Here is a 20,304-nt window from a genome sequence, read left to right as displayed (position 1 = left end):
AATCCGATCTGTACAGAGGTTGCGGATGAAGGACGAGACGATACAACAGATATTCAGACGATGGACCGAAGAGCGGCCATTTTTTCTCCTCTCAGAGTTTCATTCCCAAAACGGGGATTTAACCGGATTCGATGATCTGAAGGAGATGATCATCCCCCTCCTCCCCGGATACGGATGTGAGGCTGTCAGGCGCGGAGATGATTATGCCATCCAGTGGCTGAGGCACCCTCCCTGCATCCCTGCGGAGGCTGTATCAGGGTGTGAACGTCTCCCTGAGGATATTGAGGATCATATTCTGGAGTATATCAGCAGAAAGACCGGGAAACCCTGGGATGATCCGATCACGCTTGAGCGGATACGCGAGGCGATAAAGAAGCAGAAAGAGACCTACTGGCGGGAGGGTGATGATCGGATGATCCGGTACGGAAGCGGCTACAGTGTCTTTGCCTATCTCGCCTACCATCTCCCGGTCTACTTCATTCAGATGCGCCATCTCCTATCCGGACTTCTCGAGGATCGCCTCCTTCCCGGTCGGATGGCTGTCCTTGATGTTGGAGCAGGGCCGGGGACTGTCACCCTGGCACTCGCCGATCTCCTCTCCGGTATGCCGGGGTGCAGGGCATCAATCGATGCCATAGAACTGTCTGCGGAGTTTATCGAGGCATACAACGCCATCACCCGGAGATATACGGAGGCATCCGGGTCGGTCATCGCACCACCCCCGTATGCCGCTGATATCAGTGATCCCGCATCTCCACTCCCGCAAGGGCCATATGATCTCATCGTCTGCGCAAATGTCCTCAATGAGATCCCCGATGCGGCTGCCCGTGAGGAGGCGGTGATGAGGCTTGCAGAACGGCTCCGCGATGACGGAACGCTCCTCATCTGTGAACCTGCAGATCTGGCGAATGCAACCGCACTCCGTGATCTCTCCCGCCGCCTTAAAACCCGCGGCCTATCCATCTATTCCCCCTGCAATGATATCCGGGGTGTTCCCTGCATGGTTGAACGGTGCTGGACCTTCACCACCTTCCCCGAGATCCGCTCAAACCGCCTGATGGTGGCGGTGGCAAAGACGCCGGAGAAGTACCGGTACCTCAATACCGATATCAAGGTCTCCTATGCCATCCATCGGAAGGATGGGAAGAAGAAGAGTTCGTACCGTGTGGCACCGGGCGTGAAAGCAGAACGCCTCTCCCGCCTCCAGCTCCATGAAGGGAAGCGGATCAATCTCATCGCCTCAAAGATCTCAGGCAATATCGGGGATAAGGAGACGTTCCTCTATCGGATCTGTGATGGAACCGGCAAACGGGAGGTCTACGCCGCTCTCCCTGTCTATCACCAGAGCGAGAGGAATCTTCCTCTGCGTTCTGCCGCGTACGGATCCGTCCTCAGATTCGACCAGGTGCTGGTCCGGTATCATAAAAAATATGATGCATTCCATCTCCTCCTGACGAAAGATTCGACCATAACCCTCATTGATGGAACTCTGAAGGAGGCGGATCAGATACAGGTCTCTGAAGAGAAACAGAAGAAGAAACAGGGATCAGTAAAGGGGCATCGTGATGGCAAGAAAGCCGATGTAGGCAAGCGCAAGAAAAAGTGAGGTGAGGAGAGCCATCACCTGCAACCTCTCCTCAACAGTTGTAATCTTCATGATATCTGACTGGAATTAATTTCTGATTATTGTATCGATCCTTTTTTTGATGAACTCTCACCTGACAACCCGTTCGACCATGGCATCATCCATATCAGGGAAGATCCGTTTCAGCGACTCCCGGACCGATGCGAGATAGATCGCCTCGATATCATCGGCCGTTCTGATCGTATCATTGAGAATCTGGGGCGAATCGATCGGTGGAACCATCGGATCCTTCCGATAATACCGGAATACACGTTCCTCCCCTCCCAGGCCGAAGAGGAGCCGGTTTAAGGTTGCCCTCGAGACTGACCCCTCGATCTTCGGATGGATGGCAGACGCGATCTCATGGATTGAGCGGGGCCGCCTGTCCCGGAAGGTCTCAAGGATGAGTTCAAATATCCGGGTGCGGACCCCCCGGTCCCCGATGAACCTGAGGCGTGAATTGAGACAGGTGGCAAGGCAGTCATCTGCGTCGATCTGAACGGGATCGATCTCATCGATATCCCGGAAGGTGACGAGAGGGTGTCCGGTTCGCCTGTCGGTGATGATCTCACTGACGAGATCCCCCTTCAGGGACGATATGAACTTCTTGAAGGATGAGAAGCCGAGCCTCTTCTCGGAGAAGGAGGGGTTGATACGGATCAGCTGGTTCTTGAGATCCGATAGGAATACCGGCCCCTCTTCGGTCCGTGTCCGGACAAACCTGATCAGGAGATCGCGTGCGGCGATCCGATCTCCCTCGATGATCGCGGGGTCCTCCTCTGACTCGGGCCCGTCACGTACCATGTCGATGAGGCCAAGAAGCTCATCAAGTGACTGAAACTTGGTGCAGTTCTCCTTGATGGCACTTCCGACAGAGCTGTCAAAGCCGAGAAGATAGACCCGCTTGCCCCGTGCCCGGAGCCTTCTGATCAACGGGATGAAATCTGTGTCCCCTGATCCGATGATGAAGATCTCTATATGGGGGAGGTGGATCATATCCTCAAGCACATCGAGTGCCATATCCATATCAGCCCCGTTCTTGCCGCGGGCACTCGTCTGCGGGAGATGGCGCATCTCAAAGCCGTACTTGACAAGCTTCTTCACATCTGTTGCACACTCGCCGACTGACCAGTCCGCAAAAGCCTTCCGGATACAGATCTCGCCAAGGGATGCGGCATAATCGATGACCGGGCCAAGCGAGAGCGGCCCTTCCAGTGTCGGATATGACTGGCCCGCAGAGATGGCCAGATTCTCATAGTCGAGATAGATAGCACAGAAGAGTTCCTTCCGCTCTTCAAATCGTGTATTTTCCATAGTGGTCTCAACCCCGGATGGGTGGTATCGGCTGTCTCATACTCTCGCGGGAGAAGAGAAAAAGGGGTATGGCGGGATGGCAGCACCAGCTGGAAGCCGGGTTCAGAGCGGATCTCTCCTCCTGAGCACTTTTGAAAGGAGCCGGTCCGCCTCCTTTACCTCAGCATCATCCGGCGGACGGCGGTCGGTGATCCGGGCATCTCCCTCTCCGATGACAAAACGGGATCGGGTCTTCTGAGGCGGATCGACTCTACGATCAGCATCCGGATCAGGTTCCTCTCGTATCATGATACCCGCTCCACGATGGTGATGAGCCGGACATTCTGTACCGATTCATATAACTCACCATTTGAGAAGAGGGGGAAATCCGACTCGATTCTGAGCTCCCCGATCTCCTTCACTGTCACCACGAGCCACGAAAGATCCCGTGGCAGGAGGATCTCCCGTTCACCTTCATTGATGTAGAGGAGGTGGCTCCCAGGGGTTCGGCTCAGCAGGAGGATATTACAGTACCCATCATCCCCCCTGCTCCCGTAGGTGATGAGAGGGACGGTGATATCATAGGATGTCGATGCAAATGCTGCTTCATTATAAGTGGCATTCAAGATGATGGTTTCTGCAAAACCCGCGGAGATGCCACGGAAGAGGATGATCTCTTCATCGGTATCGGATCCTGCAATTGCCATGTCAATATGTTCCATGATAAAACCGAAAAAAATCTGCTGCTCCCCGGGATAGGCAGACCGATCCGTTTCTGTTGAACGGAGGTATCTGCGGAAGAGATTCGTTGTCTCATAGAAATCCGGCGAGAGCCACCAGGCAATCGATGCGGTGGTGGCGGCAGAAAAGCCCCGATCCGTGTAAGGGGAACTGACAAAAGCAGCGGGCTGAACCAGGGTGATCGTCGCCTCAGGGATACATTCAGGGGAGACGGGATAGTTGCCAGCGGGAGGGGATGATAGATCGGTAACCGGAGCAGATGAAACACATCCGGCAGCAGAGGCAAGCAGGAGAAGAATAATGATGAGAGGGGCTGCCTTCATAGCTGAATATACATCGCTGCTCCTATAAAAGGGATTTCAGGGAGGAATTATGTCCGGATCTCTCTCCCCTTCAGCCAGATACCTTTCTCAGGGAGAACCCGGCCGACGACCCGGGCACCCGGGATCCTCTCCATGATGATGGATACACTGGACTCTGGGACGATGAAGGCATAGCCCATCCCCATATTGAAGGTTCTGTACATCTCATCCTCATGAACATTCCCCTTCTCGGCAAGCCAGGATAAAATCTCTGGAACAGGCATCGGATCATCAAAAGAAAATCCATATGGACCGATCCTCAGGAAATTCAGGAGTCCTCCGCCGGTGACATGGCACATCCCATGCACCTCGCAGGCATCACAGATGGAGAGTACCTCTGCATAGATCCTGGTCGGGGTGAGGAGGGCTTCACCAACGGTCCTCCCGTCCGGGAGGAGAGTCTCGTATCCCCCATGTGCCAGGGCAATCGTCCGGGCGAGGGTGAGACCGTTTGAATGCACCCCGCTTGAGGGTATCCCGACAATGATATCACCGGGGGCAACGGTGGAACCCGTGATCACCTTCTCGCGTTTCCGGACTCCAAGGCATGTGCCTGCAAGATCAAGCCCGTTGACAAGCCCTTTGAGGGTGGCCGTCTCGCCGCCGACGATGTTCATATTCGCCTGCCTTGCCCCCTCGTTAAGCCCCTGGCCGAGAGATTTCATCTTTTCCGGCTCAAGGGAGTCGGTTGCGATATAATCGACGAATGCCACCGGCTCAAGGTTCATCACATAGAGATCATTGACATTCATCGCGATACAGTCGATCCCGACCGTCGTCCAGTCCTTAAGGGCGTCAGCAACAAGCATCTTTGTTCCGACACCATCGGTTGCCATCGCAAGGACATAGGGTCCAAAATCGATGAGTCCTGCAAAATGGCCAAGATCCCCGACCATTCCGAACTCTCCGGTACGGCGGTATGTCAGTGACCCGATCAATGCTTTGACCGCGTCTGCCTCAAGATCGATATCGACCCCGGCTTCACGATACGTTGCGTTATTCATCAGAGACCTCCGAGAGGCGATACTCGTCATGCAGCACCTGGACCGCCCGTGGCCCATCCGCTTCCCTGACAACAAATGAAATATTCACCTCGGATGATCCCTGTGTGATCATCATTACATTCACCCCGGATCTGCCGAGTGCCGAGAAAATTCGGCCGCTGGTACCGGGTGCCCCTGCCATACCTGCACCAACAACGGCGATTACCACGATATCCTTATCGGCATTTATCTCGCGGACATATCCCCTGTTCTTGATCTCATTGAGCGATTCGATTGCCGGTATCAGATGATCCTCGTCAATGACGAGGGTGATGTTTGCTTCTGATGAACCCTGCGAGATGAGCATCACATTTACCTCATGGTCGGCAAGTGCCGAGAAGATCGCTTTTGCCACACCGGGGCGGCCCGCCATCTGGGCCCCCCCGATTGTCAGGAGTGCGACATTCCTGATGATCGAGATCGCCTTGACGATCCGTTTCTCCTGTGTTGCCGTCCTGACAATGGCTGTTCCGGGGGAGGATGGATTGAAGGTATTCTTCACACGCACCATGATACCCTTCGCCATTGCAGGTTCGACCGACTTTGGGTGGAGAACTTTTGCACCAAAGTACGAAAGCTCCATCATCTCAAGGTACGAGATCCTCGGGATCACGCGTGCCTCTTTGATCATTCGTGGATCTGTCGTCAGGACGCCATCAACATCGGTCCAGATCCAGATCTCGTCGGCATTGATCCCTGCACCGATGATCGAGCCGGTGTAGTCGGATCCACTCCTTCCAAGGGTGGTTACATACCCCTCCTGACTACAGCCCATGTACCCCATGATGACAGGGACACATTCTGAGAGGAGAGGTCCAACCCTCCCTGCAATCCGGTTATAACTCTCAGGAAGGGCGACTGCCCCTCCGTGGCATGAGTTTGTGACGATCCCTGCCTCACACCCGTCAAGGACGGTGGATGGGATGCCAGCCTCTCTGAGTGCGGCAGAGACGATCGATGCCGAGAGGCGTTCCCCAAAGGAGAGGATATAATCCTTAGATCTCGGGGTCAGTTCTCTGAGGGTGTGCACAGCGGTGAGGATATGTTTCATCTTCTCGAGCCGGTCCTCGATGTACTCTCCGACCTCCTCAAGGGAGCCGGGTGCAACCGATTCGAGCGTCTTCATATGCCGGGATCGAAGCGCACGAATCAGCGCATCAATAGGGGGGTGTTCTGAAGCGGAGACGACCTCCTGTGCCGTCGCAACGAGCTGATCGGTTACGCCGGTCATCGCCGATACGACGACGGCAAGTTCATCACCGTTCTGACGATGTGCTGCAAGGATATCTACCACGCGGGCGATACAGGTCTCATCCCCTACCGATGTGCCGCCAAATTTCATTACAAGCCTCATTCCTGGCTCACCATACTCCACGATGTATTTTATGTTATTGCACGGCAGATCGTTATAATACGATGGGTGCGATAGAGAAAGAGGAATGCCACGTTCTCGTCATCGGGAGTGGCGGTGCAGGGATCAGGGCAGCCCTTGAGGCGGCGCAGTATGGGGAGACGATCCTGATAGGCAAGACGATTGCCGGGAAGGGTGGCTGCACGGTGATGGCAGAAGGAGGATATAACGCGGTCCTCCGGACCGATGATACCCTCAGCGGCCATCTTGAAGATACCCTCAAAGGCGGGGCGTATCTCAATGACCCGGTATTGGCTGAGGTTCTTGTCAATGAAGCGCCGGATCGTATCAATGACCTCCTCCGCTTCGGTGCTGTCTTTGATGCAGATACCACCTGCACAATTGCTCAGCGCCCGTTTGGTGGCCAGCGGTACCCGAGAACCTGTTATGCAGGTGATCGGACCGGCCATGAGATTGTGATGACCCTCCTCGAACGACTCCGTTCATCCGATGTCGTCATACGAAATGAGGTCGCTGCCCTTGAGCTTGCAAAGGATGGCGATCATGTATCCGGAGCGATCACATCCACGAGGGATGGCGAGATCGGTGCCATTGCAGCCGATGCGGTTATTCTGGCAACCGGTGGTGCCGGACAGATATACGACATCTCCACAAACTCGACCGCCGGGACCGGGGACGGATATGCACTCGGTTATCGTGCCGGTGCTGAGCTGATCGATATGGAGATGGTCCAGTTTCATCCGACAGGTGCGGTCCATCCCTATGATGCACGCGGCCGGCTCATCACCGAGGCGGTGAGGGGAGAAGGGGGCATCCTGAAAAATGCCCTTGGAGAGCGGTTCATGGCACGCTATGATCCCGAAAGGATGGAACTCTCGACACGGGATGTCGTTGCCCGATCCATCGCAACCGAAGTCCTCGAAGGCAGGGGGACTGAACGGGGGGGTGTCTGGCTCGATGTGACACACCTTCCGGCAGAACAGATTGAAGAGCGCCTCCCCCTCATGCTTGAGCAGTTCCTTAAGTTCGGGGTTGATATCCGGACCAGGCCGATGGAGGTTGCACCAACCGCCCACCATATGATGGGTGGCCTCCGGATCAGACCTGATTGCCGGACGACCCTCCCGGGCCTCTTCGCATGCGGTGAGGTTGCCGGTGGGGTGCATGGAGCCAATCGGCTTGGAGGCAATGCCCTTGCCGAGACGCAGGTCTTCGGGCGGCGTGCCGGAGAGGCGGCAGGCCGATCAGAGAAGGAGAGCCGACGGATTGATCCTGATCAGATCGAAGCTGTCGAAGGGCGGATTGCGGCGTACGCAGAGGGGAGTCTTCGCCCCTCAGAGGCGGTGGCGAGGCTGAAGCGGGTGATGTGGGATGGTGCCGGGATCTACCGGGATGCCGCCTCCCTGACAACAACCCGTGAGGTGGTCCTTGATCTCCTCTCCACACCCCTCTTTGCCGCGTCCGGTCCGGAGATCCTGGATGCCTGGACGGCAGGAAACATGATGCTTGTTGCCGGGATGATCCTGGACGGTGCACTGCTGCGGGAGGAGTCGAGGGGTGCGCATGTCAGGAGAGATTGTGCAGTCCGCTGGGAGGTATCTGCCTCCCCGTACGGCCATACCTTCATCTCCCCGTCAAGTCGGGGAATTGAGGTTCTCCGGAGGTTCCCATGAAAGAGATGACGTTTACAATCCAGAGGTTCGATCCAGCGAAGGAATCCGCACCACATCGTGAGAGTTATACGGTCAGCGTCAATGATGGTGCCCGTGTTCTCGATGCACTAGAGGTGGTCCGGCGTGACCATGACCCCTCACTTGCGATCCGGTCATGCTGCCGGGCAGGGCAGTGCGGCTCATGCGCCGTCCGGATGAACGGCAGCCCGGTCCTCGCCTGCATGGAGGAGGCGGCCGATGGTATGATCATCGAACCCCTTGAACTACCGGTGATCCGGGATCTCGTCACCGATATCGCCCCGGTTCTACAACGGCTGGCGACCATCCTCCCCTCAGAGGTGGCAGCTGGTCTTTCGCGTGAAGAGGTCGAGCTGATCAAGCCGCTCCGTGAATGTATCGAATGTCTCAGCTGTGTCTCAGTCTGCCCGGCACTGAAGGTCACCGACTTTGCAGGACCGACCGCTATGCGTCAGGAGATGCGGTGTGCCCTGGATCCCCGGGATACACAGGATCGGATCACGGAGGCGATTGAAAAGGGCCTCTTTGCATGCACGACCTGCCACCGTTGTGTCGAGGTCTGTCCAAAAGAGATTGAGATCCCGGGAAAGGCCATCGAGAAACTCCGGGAGCGGGCAAACCGGGCCGGACTCACCCTCCCCCGCCATCGTGCGGTTGCAGAGCTGATCGAGCGGACCGGGAGGAGTGTGGAGCGATCCGCCGCAACCTTCCTCGAGCAGGTTCCTGAGGTGATTGAACCGGACGGTCCAGTGAAGATGACGATCGGTTTCTTTGTGGGCTGCATGTTCAACGGCAGGGTCACAAAGCCGGCGCTCGATGCGATGGAAGTGATGAAGCGTAACGGTATCCGAGTCGTCATCCCGCATGAGCAGGTCTGCTGCGGCTCCCCCCTCATCAGGACGGGACAGACTGCAATCGTCTCAGAACTAAAGAGGAAGAATATCGAGGCATTCACCTCACGCGGGATTGATACCGTCATGACGATCTGTGCCGGATGCGGTGCGACCCTGAAGAAGGATTATGATACCCCGTTTACCGTGATGGATATCACCGAGATCCTGTTGAAGGCAGGCTATGAACTCCCGGCGAAGCTTCCGATCACAGCGACCTATCATGACCCCTGTCATCTCCTCAGGGGACAGGGGATCGCTGATCCCCCACGAAAAATTCTTGAGCAGGTGGTGGAACGTTATATCCCGATGCCCGCCCAGTGCTGCGGTGCCGGTGGCGGTGTCCGTTCCGGCCAGCCTGAGGAGGCGGCAGCTCTCGGAAAGCTCAGGGGGGAGGCGATAGCCGCGACAGGAGCCGATATCGTCGTCACCATCTGTCCGTTCTGTGAGTTCCATATCCAGGAGCAGACCGATAAGCCGGTGAAGAATCTCGCATCGCTGATGCTTGAGGGGTATAAGAAGAAGGATCAGGCGAAGGGCGGGGATTGATCCCGGCTCTCAGGCACTGGGATCTCCCGATGCCGATCAGGGTACGTACTCATGCGTACGATACTTTGGAGTGTACTATTCTGGATTGTGGTGAGGAAACGTCAGGAGATTTCTCCGGTTGAGAGAGGAGAAAGGCCTGATCTCATTCTACACTGTATGGATCTTCTCTTCCCATAAGAGTGTATACCCGATGATCTCCCCGGCAATCCTGAGCAGCCTGCTCTCTTCCATCATCCATAACGATGGATCTGCCGGATTATGAACTTCAATAAATCCGCTGATGCCGGCGGGTGACCTGATCGGGAAGGCGATGAGCGATCGTGCCCCCACCTTCTCAAGATGCGCCCGTTCACCCGATGCATTCTCTGGGAGGAGATGGATATCCGGGATCGTCACAATCCGTCCGGAGGAGATCTGGCTCTTCCACCAGGGGAAGGTGGCGAGCAGAAGGTTATTCTCAGTTGTCGGAAGCGGAGGGATACCGGGTGATTCCCAGTCATGGAGGCGGCGCATCCTCCCATCATCTGTGATGAGGACGAGGCTGACACGCTTCGCTTCCATCATGGTTCCGATGAGGGAGAGGACGTCATCGGCAACCGGTGAGAATGATCCGGATCCCATAATCCGATCGGTTATCGTCGTCAGGATCCTCTCTGCCCTGAGATGGTGGCGGAGATGTTCCTCAAGCTGGCGTTCAGAGGTTCGGTCGATGATGATGAAGACGACTTCATCCTCTCCTGATGCAGCCCCGTGCGCTTCAAAGTACCTCTCCTCGCCGTGAATCTTCAGGGTGTATGAGAATTCTGCATTCTCTCCCCGGCGTGCTGCGCCGATCGCCGCCATCGTTGCTTCAGCGATCTGTGGTGGAAAGAGATCACGGATATGTTTGCGGAGGGCAAACTCCGGGGGGAAGACCAGCTCTCCGGATTCGGGGGGATGCATCTCGCAGAACCTTCCTTTTGCATCGAGGACGAAGATGTATCCGGGAAGGGCATGGATGAGTGCGTTATATCGCTGGCTGATCCTGTCAGGATTTGCCATCGAATTGCCATCAACAACGAGGAGCTCCCCTTCGACCCCTCCGGCAACCTGCTGAAAGAGGTATCGCAGATGATGCCGTCTTCCTTCCGCGTTCTTGATAGTACAGCCGATCCTCCCCGGCATTCCGAGAAAAGCCATATTAATGGCATACCGGCAGCGATCCCGATCATCAGGGATCATAAACTCTGACAGGACTCTCCCCTGCAGTTCATTCTCCGGCATATCGAGGAGACGGGTGAGGAGTGCCCCGGTCCGGAGGATCTGACCCTGCCCATTGAGGTGTACACTATCGTAGGCTATTGCGTCTCCTCTCGGGATATCTCCGTCTCCTGCCATAATCGTGTTGTATATAGAACTGTATGGATATAGTATTCGCTTTGTAATCTGGGCGGACCTACTCCGTTGCCATCAGGTAGTCATGGGCTTCGAGAGCCGCTTTTGCTCCTTCCCCTGCGGCAATGATGATCTGTTTTCCTTTGATAGCGGTTACATCTCCTGCAGCAAAGATCCCGGGAACATTTGTATGACAGTTTGGATCGACGATGATCTCACCCTGATCATTCATCTCAAGGAATCCATTTAAAAACCCGGTATTTGGAATAAGACCGATCTCAATGAAGACTCCGTCTGCAGGGAGCGTCTTCTCCTCCCCACTCTCCCTGTTTTTAATCACAATTGAGCGGACGAATTTGTCACCGCCGATTCTGGCGACGTCATAACCGGTATGGATACTGAGATTCTTCAGATCATCAAGCTGGCGTTCAAAGACCTCATCGGCGCGAATACTGCTCCTGACGATGAGATGGACGTCCCTGGCAATCTTTGCCATCTCGATGGTGGTCTGGACGGCAGAGTTGCCGCCGCCGACGATCACAACCGTCTTATTCCGGTACAGGGGCCCGTCACATGTCGAACATATCGAGAGCCCTTTTCCAAGGAATTTCTCTTCTCCTTCGACTCCAAGCATCCGGGGATGCTTCCCGGATGCGATGATGACACTCCGGGCGGTAAAGGCCTGATCAGACGCGGTTTTGATATGAAACCTCCCGTCATCCATTGTTTCAATGCGTGAAACACGATCAAGTTCAAGATTGACATTCTGGGTATGGACCTGCTCTTCAAACTTTGCCATCAGATCCGATCCGGTGATCATCAGGTACCCCATATAGTTCTCAATCGCCCAGCTCTCGTTCGACTGGCCACCGATATTCTCCGAGATGACGAGGGTTGAGAGGAGCTTCCGGGCTGCATAGACCGCCGCAGTTAATCCCGCCGGCCCTGCACCGATGATGATCAGATCATATGCTCCGCCCGACTCTTCAATCCCGAAGATCTCATTGAACCGTGCAGTGTCAAAGCCGATGATCACCTCCCCGTCAATGACGGTTACGGGGACTCCCCGCTGGCCGGAGATCCTGATCATCTCCTTTGCATCCTCAATATTCTCCGGCTTCCCGACATCAATGACGGTATAGGAGATATCCTTCTTATTGAGATACGCCTTCACCATCGCACAGTACGGGCAACGCTCGGTGGAATAGACGGTTATATCGCTCATATCTCTGAATGGATATGAGATTATATTATGCTTTGGGAGCCTCGGATTGGCTTGTTGCAGCATGGAGCTCATTGATGACGATCTGATATCCTCCGATTATCAGGGAAAGAAGGAGTGGACCGAGAATGAATCCGATGATCCCCATCACAGCCATACCCCCGAAGAACCCGATGAAGATGACGACCGGATTGATCTCCACCCGCTTGCCCATCAGTACCGGCCTGAGATAGAGGTCGGTTGCGATACTGAGCACCGGATAGCCGATGAAGAGGATGAGGAGGAGTGCCCGGATATCTCCCATGGAGAGGGCATAGAGTGCCAGGAATGCAAGGATGACGAACGGACCGAGGAATGGCACCAGGGCAAATAGTGCACAGAGAACCGAATAAAAGATAATATGGTCATATCCGAGGAGCCAGAAGAAGGGGAGGGCAAGGAAGAAGGTTATGACTGCTATTGAGAAATGAACGATATATATCGAGTAGAGGGTGTCGCTCACTCTCTTCCAGATGATGGTGATATTGTTGCGGGAGCGTCCATACAGGCCTTTACTGATATCATCACCGATCTTCTGCCCTTTACATACGAAGAGATAGAGAGAGCCGATGAAGAGGATCAGCTCCACACCAATGCCTGGAACTGACATGAGATAGGAAAAAATTGTATCCCGTATGGTTGTGAGGAGTGTATTTGTCATCTCTTCAAATCCGAGATCCGGAATGGAGAGGAAGAGATCTGACTCAAAAGCTCCCTTAAAGCCTTCGATCATGCTTGATATGATGGATATGAGGTACTCCATATTCTGATACAATACTGTTCCGGTGAGAATAACCGTCACAAGCAGGGTAAAGACGACTCCGACTGTTATAAGAATTGCAGAGAGGGCAGGGGAGATCCGCCTCGCGAGCCGCTCCTGGTACGGAATCAGGACGATCGCCAGTGAGAGGGCGAGGACAATGACCCGCATCAGGGGAAAAAATGCAATAAAGGTGATTAACGCAATCAGCCCTACGATTCCTAACGAAAGACGGTCAACAGACTCCCACTGGTATCTCACAGGTATACTTTCCTCATAAAATTACATGAAGGTTTGCTCGTTCTCCTGAACCTGAGGGAAAAAAAGAAGGATTTATTCAACAGTGAGGAAGCCCGCCCCGGGGACTCCACAGATCGGGCACTTCTCAGGTACGTCTCCAAGAGCAATATTTCCACAGACCGGGCAGAGTCTGACATCCTTGACGACGAGATCGTCACCCTTTGTGACCGCTTCGAGGGCATCCTTATACAGTCCTGCATGAACCTCCTCAGCTTTCATCGCATGGGTGAAGGTGATTTCGGCATCCTTTCTTCCCTCTTCACCGGCACGCTTGATGAACTCCGGGTACATCGTCGTAAATTCATGCGTCTCCCCTTCGATCCCTCCACTCAGGTTATCAGCTGTTGATTTGATCAAACCAGCAACCCTCAGGAGGCGGCGGGCATGGATCTCCTCGGCCTGGGAGGCTGCACGGAAGAGGCGGGCAACATTTGCATAGCCGTCTTCCTTAGCTTTCTCGGCAAAGATTGCGTACTTCCTGTTTGCCTGCGATTCGCCAGCAAATGCCTCCATAATATCCTGTTCTGTTGCCATACATCTTCAATTGCCCTGGAACTGGAAAAATGTTTTGGTGGTGGCGAACGACATCCTTAAACGGAGCAGGCAAGAAATAAAGATACAATGAAGATCCGGACGGAAATACGTCATATCCGGGAGACCCCGGCGATCGATCGCCCCAGAGAGAGGATACTGTCACGGGGCCCTTCTGCCCTCTCTGATGATGAACTGGTGGCTGCGATCATCGGCAGAGGGATTCGGGGCCATGACGTCACCACCCTCTCAGGGAAGATCAGCGCCTGTCTCCGCGAGAAACAGGATGCAGTCTCGTGTGAGGATCTTCTGAAGATTCCGGGTGTCGGAGAGGCGAAGGCCTGCCAGATACTTGCTTCAATCGAGCTGACACGACGATTTCTGGATACAACATTCCGGCCGAGGATTACACAACCGGAGGATGCCCTTCCCTATGCAGAGTCTATCAGGCGTGAGAGGCAGGAGCATGTCATCTGTATCACCCTCAATGGAGCCCATGAGCTGATTCGGAGCAGGGTCATCACGAAAGGGATACTAAACCAGAGCCAGATCCATCCGAGGGAGGTCTATGCGGATGCGATCACTGATCGTGCCGCCTCGATCATCCTGATGCATAACCATCCCTCCGGGAGTCTGACACCAAGCAGTGATGATATTGCGGTCACAAAGAAGCTCGCCGAGGCCGGGGAGGTCCTTGGGATCCGCCTCATCGATCACATCATCGTCTCTGAGAAGGGGTTCTGTTCACTCCATGGAGAGGGCTACTTCTGATGTTGCTTTTTGAATCTCCTCACCAAGGGCATATCCCTTCTCATATGCTTCTTTCAGGATATCAGGCCGGGTTGTGATATCCCTGACATTGTCCATATCAGGCAGGAGAACCTTCTCCCAGAGCGGGCAGTCGGTGATCTCACCAAAGGCATGCATCGTCTGGAGAAGCCCGGCGAAGAGATTTGGTATATTCATCCCTGCAATCGAGAGGAGGAGCATTTTGCGGATCTTTCGCTCTTCCGATGTTACAAGGGGCTCACCCCTCTCGTACTTGGCCATGTAGAAGACCTGGAACCGATCAAGGAAGGACTTCAGCGCACCCGGGACCCCCATCGTCATGACCGGGGTGGCGACGATCAGCCCGTCTGCATCCCGTATCTTCGTGTAGTACGTCCCCATTTCGTCTTTAATTGCGCATTCGGCTTTGGTTTTGCAGGCAAAGATCTCCATACAGGGCCTGATCTGAAGTTCGGGGACATGGATTACCTCAACCGTACAGCCGGCTTCTTCTGCTCCCCGGACAGCTTCTTTGAGAAGCCTTGCAGTATTTCCCTCCTTACGGGGGCTACCAAGGAGCGCAACAAGATGACATCCCATGCACCTTTTCTCTACGTCTACGAAGATAAGTCTTTCAGCTGATTAACGGATTAAGGGTCATATTGATTGAATACTTCATCGTATATACAAATCCTCATAGAATAAAATTATATATTCTTAGGTTCTATCCACGTTCTGGTGAAAAACCAATGGGAAATCCAGAAGAACGTTGTGAAATTGTAAAGGCTGGAACGAAGGCAAACCCGGGCAAGTATGTCTGCATTGACTGTGGTTCTGAGATGGTTCTGAGCAAAGTCGAGGAAGATCTCAGAAAATGTCCGACCTGCGAGTGTGCTGAGTACCAGTGCTTCCCGATGACCCATATCAGGCCTGATATCAAGACTGCCGAGGATGTTAACAAACCCCCAAAACGCGGTGGATCAAACATCTGAAGCATCTCAAACAGTTTGTGCAGCAATGCACCGTCAGGCAGGAGAATAATCGAATGAGGTGTTAAAAATGGTCAATGTATCTGAAGAAGGGCAGATCTTCGTCTGCGAGATCTGTGAAAACGTCGTCGAAGTGAAAGAGGTTGGCGGTGGAGAACTGATCTGCTGCGGCCAGCCAATGGCACTGAGGGAGTGAACGGTACTATGGATCAGAAGGCGAAGAATCTTCAGTCCCTTGAGGAGAAGATCGGGAAAGTCCCGGTCTTCTTCCGTGGACTGATGGATAAGGAGCCGGAGATGTTTGAGATGGTCATGAAATTTGACCAGCATATCTGGGCTGACGGAGCACTTGATCGAAAGACCAAGAAGGTGCTTGCCATCGCCATCGCTGCCGCACTCCGGGATGAACATGCTGTTCGTGCCCAGCTTGCCGGTGCAAAGAATCTGGGTGTCACAAAAGAGGAGATCGAGGAAGGTCTTCGTGTGACTTTTATGCTCTCCGGCATGCCTGCTTATGTCTATGGTAAGAGCGCCATGGATGAGATCATGAAGGAGTGATTTGACTGATGTGCGAGGATATGGATATGTACTGTGAATGCCCCCCGGCGATGCCGCGGATCGGAGAGGAAGCTCCCGACTTTGAGGCGGTAACTACTCATGGTGTCATGAAATTATCCGATTACAAGGATAAGAAGTGGGTCGTCCTCTTCTCCCATCCCGCTGATTTCACCCCCGTCTGCACGACCGAATTCATGGCGCTTGCTGCAGCGGATGATGAGTTCCAGGCACTCAATGCCCAGCTTGTCGGCCTCTCGATTGACAGCATCCACTCTCACCTTGCATGGGTGCGAAACATCAAGGAGAAGATGGGGGTGAAGATTCCCTTCCCGGTGATTGCAGATCTGGATATGCATGTCGCATCACTCTTTGGCATGATTCATCCAAACCAGAGCAGCACTGCTGCGGTCCGCGCCGTCTTCTTCATCGACCCCTCGATGATCATCAGGTGCATTCTTTATTACCCGCTCTCAAACGGGAGGAATATCCCCGAGCTTATCCGCCTCCTAAAGGCATTCCAGACGAGCGATACGCACAGTGTTGCAACGCCGGCAAACTGGCAGCCTGGAGACAAGGTTGTGGTTCCCCCGCCAAAGACCGTTGAACAGTCTGAGATCCGGGATACAGAAGGATACGAGTGTAAAGACTGGTATCTCTGCTTTAAAACCATCTAATTTTTTTCATGAGCGGTGCGGATATCGATTGTTCAGGATCTGGTATTGGGTAGGGTGAAAGAGAGGGATGTGCTCCCGCTATACGATCATCGGCACCCGTCTTCTTGCCGAACGGTTCGGTGGTCCTGTACTGTTTCCACGGTATAATTGTGCACCCGGCCAGCACCTCCCGGTGGTGACAGTTGATCTGACGATACAGGAGGCCGTCTTTGGTCTTCGCAGGCGGGATGGGGCGAGACAGATCAATGGACGGTTTGAACGTCTTTTTGAGAGCGCTTCCAAGCGGAGGAGTCGCTGCCTCGTTCCCATGAGTGGGTTTTATGAATGGAAATCTGTTGGATCACGGAGAGAGCCCTGGTACATCTCATCTCCCGATACGCCTCTTCTGTATGCAGCCGGGCTCACCACCGGGGATGCCTTTCTGATCATCACCTGCCCGGCTCTCCCTCCGGTATCGACCGTCCATGACCGGATGCCCCTCCTCCTTTCGGAGGAAGGGGGGGTTGCATACCTCGCAGGTGGAGACCTCCGTCCTGCTGATACCAGCCTTCAGATCATCAGGGTCGGGATGGCGATCAACCATCCGGATGCTCCGGATGATCCCTCCCTCATCAGCCCCCCTGATCTGCATGACTGGTGGTAGCAGACGTATTTATCAACAGGGTGCGCCAAGGAGAAGGTATGGCAATCGACTGGTACAATGAGTTTGTCGATCTCACCTACACACCCGCCAGAGACGATATCATCTGTCTCTTCTCATTTGATCCAGCAGAGGGAATCAGTGAGAAGGAGGCGGCAGGGCGGATCGCCTCAGAGAGCTCAACCGGAACCTGGACCACCCTTCACTCTCTCCCGCCCCGCATGCGGGATCTCCAGGCGACAGCGTTTGATATTGATGATCATTACCTTACAATCGCATACCCGGCCGGTCTCTGGGAAGAGGGAAATCTCGTCCAGCTCTTAAGCGGCATCGCCGGCAACATCTTCGGGATGAAGGCGGTTGATCATCTCCGCCTCATTGATGCGACCCTCCCGGAGGGGTATCTCCGCCATTTCAAAGGCCCTCACTTTGGGATGGAGGGGATCAGGGATATGATGGGGATCCATGGTCGGCCGATGACAGGTGCCGTCCCAAAGCCGAAGATCGGCTTTTCAGCTGCCGAACATGCCGAGATCGGATATGAGACCTGGATCGGTGGGTTCGACTGTGTCAAGGATGATGAAAACCTCACCTCAACCACTTTCAACCGGTTTGAAGACCGGGTTGTTGCCCTTGCTGATATGCGGGAGAAGGCTGAGCGGGAGACGGGAGAGGAGAAGTCGGCATTCATCAATATCACCGCTGATACCGAGACGATGAAGTCGCGTGCGGACTTCCTTGTTGAGAACGGATGGAACTATGCAATGATCGATGTCGTCGTTGCAGGGACTGCCTCGGTGATGACACTCCGTGACTACTGTTCTGACCTCGGGCTTGCGATCCATGCACACAGGGCGATGCATGCCGCCTTCGATCGGGATCCGAGGCATGGCATCTCGATGCAGTTCCTTGCAAAAATCATGCGTCTCATCGGTGTATCCCAGATTCATACGGGGACGGCGGTTGGAAAACTCGTTGGAACGGCGGATGAGGCGAAGATCCTTGCAGATATTCTCAGGGAGAAGAAGGTTACCGGTGTGGGGCATATGTCCCTTGATCAGGACTGGCATGGGATCAAAAGCGCCTTCCCGGTTTCATCAGGCGGGCTTCATCCAGGTCTCGTTCCTGATGTTCTTGATATATATGGTGAAGATCTCGTCCTCCTCGTCTCCGGCGGAATCCATGGGCATCCTGATGGCACGCGGGCTGGTGCCGCAGCAGCGATGCAGGCGATTGAGGCCTGGCAGGACGGCATCACCCTTGAGGAGAAGGCAACGAAGGCGCGAGAGCTTGGGCGGGCACTTGAGAAGTGGGGATCATATAAGCCGATCTGATCCCCCTTCAGATTTTTAAGCGTGGTTTCTTCATCCTTCTCCAGAACGCAATGCCTTCAAGGATGAGATAGCAGCCGAAGAGGATGGAGATTCCGGCGAGGATGAAGATAAGGACGATAATTACTGTATCAGGTGCAAAGAGGGCTGTACCTGCAACCAGAAGGGAGAGGGTGCCGACAAGAAACCTGGGTATCTCCTCTTGGAAACGTTCTTTTCTGTTCCGGAATGAATGCCTAAAAGAGATCCATGCACTTGCAAATGTCCAGGCGGTGACGACGAGGAGGAGAACTCCGGCTGTCCATTCCGGCTCTTCGTAGAATGCTGAAAAGCCGATAAACGCGATACCGGTCCCGAGAATAAGCCTCCCTGCAGACTGAATTCTGAATGGATGAATGTCGATTCCTGATCGTAAAAACGGGATGGATATCCCGATGAGGATGATCGGAACCATAAGCCGGGTTATCGAATCGAATGTGGTGGAGGGCTCAGATGCCATCCATCCGCCAAGGAGGATCAGGAAGAGCCCTGTCAGAATCATCAGCCTCCATGCTTTCTTCTGCTCTTCAAGGATCGATCCGGTGTTTCTGAGTGCATTTCTCGAATCTGTTGCAAGAGCCGCGACGGTATCGACGATCATCAGGACAAGGGGTGCATCATCGATCAGATGCAGGAAGGGATGCTTCTTTGGATCATATCTGTCGAGGTGAACCCGATACTCAGTTGCCGTCTCGTGCAGATGATACTGGCCGTTGCGATAACTGGCGATGGTACCTGGTGTCGGTATATTAATCCTGGATCTGACCCATTGGGAATCCGGGAGCCTTTCGACCTCATCTTTTGGGATGACCACCTCCCAGACACCCTCATGAAGGGGGCCAAGGAGTTTCTCAATACGCTGCATCGATCTCTTCCCTCATCTGTGGGGAAGTCATGTCAAAAAAAGTGGTGGTCAGAATACTTCAGTTACCGTCACGGATGCGGGATCGACCATGAAGTACATAAAAGCAAGTGCTGCGAGGATGAAGAGCAGAATGAACGGGAGGAGTATCGCGATGACAGCCCGCACCGTCGATAGCTGATGATATGCACTGACGCCCATCACCATCAGGACGAATGCCCAGATTCCGGCAAAGAGGCCAATGATGGGTATCCAGGCGATTACCGCCGCAGGTGTCTCGGCGAGCGAGAATGCACGGACAGTGTCGGTATAGTCGCCGGATCCGCCAAGGATCTTAATGCAGATATGCAGGATGGCACCGATGATGAGAAGGGCGATGGTTCCTCCGATGATAATACCTACAAGATAGGTTGCGGCAAGGGCGATATCCCCGGCAGGAGAGAGCGGCATCGGATGGGCATCTCCAAGGAGCCATGTGATCGCTGTTGAGAGGACGGAGAATATCAGGATAAGGATCAGATAATAGATGATCGCATCCCCAAGGGAGGCTGATCTGCTTCTTCTGATCGTCTCTCCAGGGTCGGTGATCATACCTTTCATCGTCTCGATAAAGGGAAGTGACATATCAGAAGAATTGGAATAATGCTATAAA

The 20,304-nt window shown here is 54.2% G+C and carries 22 protein-coding genes; 10 read left to right on the top strand and 12 right to left on the bottom strand.

From position 1 onward, the window contains the following. The first annotated feature begins 25 nt into the window (after positions 1-25). Positions 26-1,606: a small ribosomal subunit Rsm22 family protein gene (locus tag RJ53_RS06025; RefSeq protein WP_211530718.1), complete on the top strand. Its 1,581-nt coding sequence runs from the start codon at positions 26-28 to the stop codon at positions 1,604-1,606. 108 nt (positions 1,607-1,714) lie between these two features. On the opposite strand, the gene RJ53_RS06020 is transcribed toward RJ53_RS06025, so the two are convergent. The 5 genes from RJ53_RS06020 to RJ53_RS06000 all read right to left on the bottom strand — a co-directional run bounded on the left by RJ53_RS06020 (position 1,715) and on the right by RJ53_RS06000 (position 6,405). Next, on the bottom strand, positions 1,715-2,938 hold the full coding sequence (locus RJ53_RS06020; RefSeq protein ID WP_211530717.1) for an NYN domain-containing protein: 1,224 nt from the start codon (positions 2,936-2,938) through the stop codon (positions 1,715-1,717). Between the two features lie 102 nt (positions 2,939-3,040). Then, positions 3,041-3,226: a hypothetical protein gene (locus tag RJ53_RS06015; RefSeq protein WP_211530716.1), complete on the bottom strand. Its 186-nt coding sequence runs from the start codon at positions 3,224-3,226 to the stop codon at positions 3,041-3,043. Then, positions 3,223-3,981 (bottom strand): ADP-ribosyltransferase family protein, encoded by a 759-nt coding sequence (locus tag RJ53_RS06010; protein WP_211530715.1) that lies wholly within the window; start codon positions 3,979-3,981, stop codon positions 3,223-3,225. Before RJ53_RS06010 ends, RJ53_RS06015 begins: the two co-directional genes overlap by 4 nt. A gap of 47 nt (positions 3,982-4,028) precedes the next feature. After that, entirely contained in the window at positions 4,029-5,024 is a 996-nt protein-coding gene (purM, locus tag RJ53_RS06005; protein ID WP_211530714.1) for a phosphoribosylformylglycinamidine cyclo-ligase, read from the bottom strand. Further along, positions 5,017-6,405, bottom strand: a complete 1,389-nt coding sequence (locus RJ53_RS06000; protein WP_211530713.1) for an aspartate kinase — start codon at positions 6,403-6,405, stop codon at positions 5,017-5,019. Before RJ53_RS06000 ends, purM begins: the two co-directional genes overlap by 8 nt. Before the next feature lie 74 nt (positions 6,406-6,479). On the opposite strand from RJ53_RS06000, the gene tfrA reads away from it, so the two are divergent. Continuing rightward, complete coding sequence (gene tfrA / locus RJ53_RS05995) at positions 6,480-8,108, top strand: fumarate reductase (CoM/CoB) subunit TfrA (RefSeq protein WP_211530712.1); 1,629 nt, start codon at positions 6,480-6,482, stop codon at positions 8,106-8,108. Next, positions 8,105-9,565 carry a fumarate reductase (CoM/CoB) subunit TfrB gene (gene tfrB, locus RJ53_RS05990; protein ID WP_211530711.1) on the top strand — a complete coding sequence of 487 codons (1,461 nt, stop codon included), beginning with the start codon at positions 8,105-8,107 and terminating at the stop codon, positions 9,563-9,565. The genes tfrA and tfrB overlap by 4 nt, the downstream gene beginning before the upstream one ends. 147 nt (positions 9,566-9,712) lie before the next feature. Here tfrB and RJ53_RS05985 read toward each other — a convergent pair whose 3' ends face one another. The 4 genes from RJ53_RS05985 to RJ53_RS05970 form a co-directional block, all read right to left on the bottom strand. After that, positions 9,713-10,942 carry a GAF domain-containing protein gene (locus RJ53_RS05985; RefSeq protein ID WP_211530710.1) on the bottom strand — a complete coding sequence of 410 codons (1,230 nt, stop codon included), beginning with the start codon at positions 10,940-10,942 and terminating at the stop codon, positions 9,713-9,715. 58 nt (positions 10,943-11,000) lie between these two features. Beyond that, a complete protein-coding gene (locus tag RJ53_RS05980; protein WP_211530709.1) occupies positions 11,001-12,164 on the bottom strand; it encodes an FAD-dependent oxidoreductase in 1,164 nt (387 codons plus the stop codon). Between the two features lie 25 nt (positions 12,165-12,189). Then, positions 12,190-13,221 carry an AI-2E family transporter gene (locus RJ53_RS05975; RefSeq protein ID WP_211530708.1) on the bottom strand — a complete coding sequence of 344 codons (1,032 nt, stop codon included), beginning with the start codon at positions 13,219-13,221 and terminating at the stop codon, positions 12,190-12,192. Between the two features lie 72 nt (positions 13,222-13,293). Continuing rightward, positions 13,294-13,794, bottom strand: coding sequence for a rubrerythrin family protein (locus RJ53_RS05970; RefSeq protein ID WP_211530707.1), 501 nt, complete (start codon positions 13,792-13,794; stop codon positions 13,294-13,296). A gap of 87 nt (positions 13,795-13,881) precedes the next feature. Here RJ53_RS05970 and radC point away from each other — a divergent pair, with 87 nt between their 5' ends. After that, entirely contained in the window at positions 13,882-14,562 is a 681-nt protein-coding gene (gene radC, locus RJ53_RS05965) for a RadC family protein (protein ID WP_211530706.1), read from the top strand. On the opposite strand, the gene RJ53_RS05960 is transcribed toward radC, so the two are convergent. Further along, positions 14,536-15,159, bottom strand: a complete 624-nt coding sequence (locus RJ53_RS05960) for a flavodoxin family protein (protein WP_211530705.1) — start codon at positions 15,157-15,159, stop codon at positions 14,536-14,538. The two genes, radC and RJ53_RS05960, sit on opposite strands and share 27 nt — an antisense overlap. Before the next feature lie 149 nt (positions 15,160-15,308). Here RJ53_RS05960 and RJ53_RS05955 point away from each other — a divergent pair, with 149 nt between their 5' ends. From RJ53_RS05955 to rbcL, 6 genes are all read left to right on the top strand, one after another. Beyond that, entirely contained in the window at positions 15,309-15,551 is a 243-nt protein-coding gene (locus tag RJ53_RS05955; RefSeq protein ID WP_211530704.1) for a zinc ribbon-containing protein, read from the top strand. A 67-nt stretch (positions 15,552-15,618) separates the two neighbouring features. Beyond that, positions 15,619-15,744, top strand: a complete 126-nt coding sequence (locus tag RJ53_RS05950; protein WP_211530703.1) for a desulfoferrodoxin FeS4 iron-binding domain-containing protein — start codon at positions 15,619-15,621, stop codon at positions 15,742-15,744. Between the two features lie 8 nt (positions 15,745-15,752). After that, complete coding sequence (locus tag RJ53_RS05945; protein ID WP_211530702.1) at positions 15,753-16,106, top strand: carboxymuconolactone decarboxylase family protein; 354 nt, start codon at positions 15,753-15,755, stop codon at positions 16,104-16,106. A 26-nt stretch (positions 16,107-16,132) separates the two neighbouring features. Next, positions 16,133-16,780 carry a peroxiredoxin gene (locus RJ53_RS05940; RefSeq protein WP_246496012.1) on the top strand — a complete coding sequence of 216 codons (648 nt, stop codon included), beginning with the start codon at positions 16,133-16,135 and terminating at the stop codon, positions 16,778-16,780. A 67-nt stretch (positions 16,781-16,847) separates the two neighbouring features. Beyond that, positions 16,848-17,423 (top strand): SOS response-associated peptidase, encoded by a 576-nt coding sequence (locus tag RJ53_RS05935; protein ID WP_211530700.1) that lies wholly within the window; start codon positions 16,848-16,850, stop codon positions 17,421-17,423. A 38-nt stretch (positions 17,424-17,461) separates the two neighbouring features. Continuing rightward, positions 17,462-18,754 (top strand): type III ribulose-bisphosphate carboxylase, encoded by a 1,293-nt coding sequence (rbcL, locus tag RJ53_RS05930; protein WP_211530699.1) that lies wholly within the window; start codon positions 17,462-17,464, stop codon positions 18,752-18,754. A gap of 7 nt (positions 18,755-18,761) precedes the next feature. Here rbcL and RJ53_RS05925 read toward each other — a convergent pair whose 3' ends face one another. Next, positions 18,762-19,655, bottom strand: coding sequence for a hypothetical protein (locus tag RJ53_RS05925; RefSeq protein WP_211530698.1), 894 nt, complete (start codon positions 19,653-19,655; stop codon positions 18,762-18,764). Positions 19,656-19,703: 48 nt separating this feature from the next. Next, entirely contained in the window at positions 19,704-20,276 is a 573-nt protein-coding gene (locus RJ53_RS05920) for a YIP1 family protein (protein WP_211530697.1), read from the bottom strand. Positions 20,277-20,304 lie beyond the last annotated feature (28 nt).

Origin of the sequence: Methanocalculus chunghsingensis (assembly GCF_018132105.1) — an archaeon.
GTDB lineage: Archaea > Halobacteriota > Methanomicrobia > Methanomicrobiales > Methanocorpusculaceae > Methanocalculus > Methanocalculus chunghsingensis.
Note: the sequence above shows the minus strand (reverse complement) of the source record. Positions and strands in the feature narration are given on the sequence as shown.

Coding starts and splice junctions, on each gene's coding strand:
- RJ53_RS05940 (WP_246496012.1), top strand. CDS start 16,133: ATGTACTGTGAATGCCCCCCGGCGATGCCGCGGATCGGAGAGGAAGCT.
- tfrB (WP_211530711.1), top strand. CDS start 8,105: ATGAAAGAGATGACGTTTACAATCCAGAGGTTCGATCCAGCGAAGGAA.
- RJ53_RS05945 (WP_211530702.1), top strand. CDS start 15,753: ATGGATCAGAAGGCGAAGAATCTTCAGTCCCTTGAGGAGAAGATCGGG.
- RJ53_RS06025 (WP_211530718.1), top strand. CDS start 26: ATGAAGGACGAGACGATACAACAGATATTCAGACGATGGACCGAAGAG.
- RJ53_RS05925 (WP_211530698.1), bottom strand. CDS start 19,655: ATGCAGCGTATTGAGAAACTCCTTGGCCCCCTTCATGAGGGTGTCTGG.
- tfrA (WP_211530712.1), top strand. CDS start 6,480: ATGGGTGCGATAGAGAAAGAGGAATGCCACGTTCTCGTCATCGGGAGT.
- RJ53_RS05955 (WP_211530704.1), top strand. CDS start 15,309: ATGGGAAATCCAGAAGAACGTTGTGAAATTGTAAAGGCTGGAACGAAG.
- RJ53_RS06020 (WP_211530717.1), bottom strand. CDS start 2,938: ATGGAAAATACACGATTTGAAGAGCGGAAGGAACTCTTCTGTGCTATC.
- RJ53_RS06015 (WP_211530716.1), bottom strand. CDS start 3,226: ATGATACGAGAGGAACCTGATCCGGATGCTGATCGTAGAGTCGATCCG.
- RJ53_RS06000 (WP_211530713.1), bottom strand. CDS start 6,405: ATGAAATTTGGCGGCACATCGGTAGGGGATGAGACCTGTATCGCCCGC.
- RJ53_RS05950 (WP_211530703.1), top strand. CDS start 15,619: ATGGTCAATGTATCTGAAGAAGGGCAGATCTTCGTCTGCGAGATCTGT.
- radC (WP_211530706.1), top strand. CDS start 13,882: ATGAAGATCCGGACGGAAATACGTCATATCCGGGAGACCCCGGCGATC.
- RJ53_RS05980 (WP_211530709.1), bottom strand. CDS start 12,164: ATGAGCGATATAACCGTCTATTCCACCGAGCGTTGCCCGTACTGTGCG.
- RJ53_RS06010 (WP_211530715.1), bottom strand. CDS start 3,981: ATGAAGGCAGCCCCTCTCATCATTATTCTTCTCCTGCTTGCCTCTGCT.
- RJ53_RS05935 (WP_211530700.1), top strand. CDS start 16,848: ATGTGCTCCCGCTATACGATCATCGGCACCCGTCTTCTTGCCGAACGG.
- RJ53_RS05970 (WP_211530707.1), bottom strand. CDS start 13,794: ATGGCAACAGAACAGGATATTATGGAGGCATTTGCTGGCGAATCGCAG.
- rbcL (WP_211530699.1), top strand. CDS start 17,462: ATGGCAATCGACTGGTACAATGAGTTTGTCGATCTCACCTACACACCC.
- RJ53_RS05960 (WP_211530705.1), bottom strand. CDS start 15,159: ATGGGATGTCATCTTGTTGCGCTCCTTGGTAGCCCCCGTAAGGAGGGA.
- RJ53_RS05985 (WP_211530710.1), bottom strand. CDS start 10,942: ATGGCAGGAGACGGAGATATCCCGAGAGGAGACGCAATAGCCTACGAT.
- RJ53_RS05920 (WP_211530697.1), bottom strand. CDS start 20,276: ATGTCACTTCCCTTTATCGAGACGATGAAAGGTATGATCACCGACCCT.
- purM (WP_211530714.1), bottom strand. CDS start 5,024: ATGAATAACGCAACGTATCGTGAAGCCGGGGTCGATATCGATCTTGAG.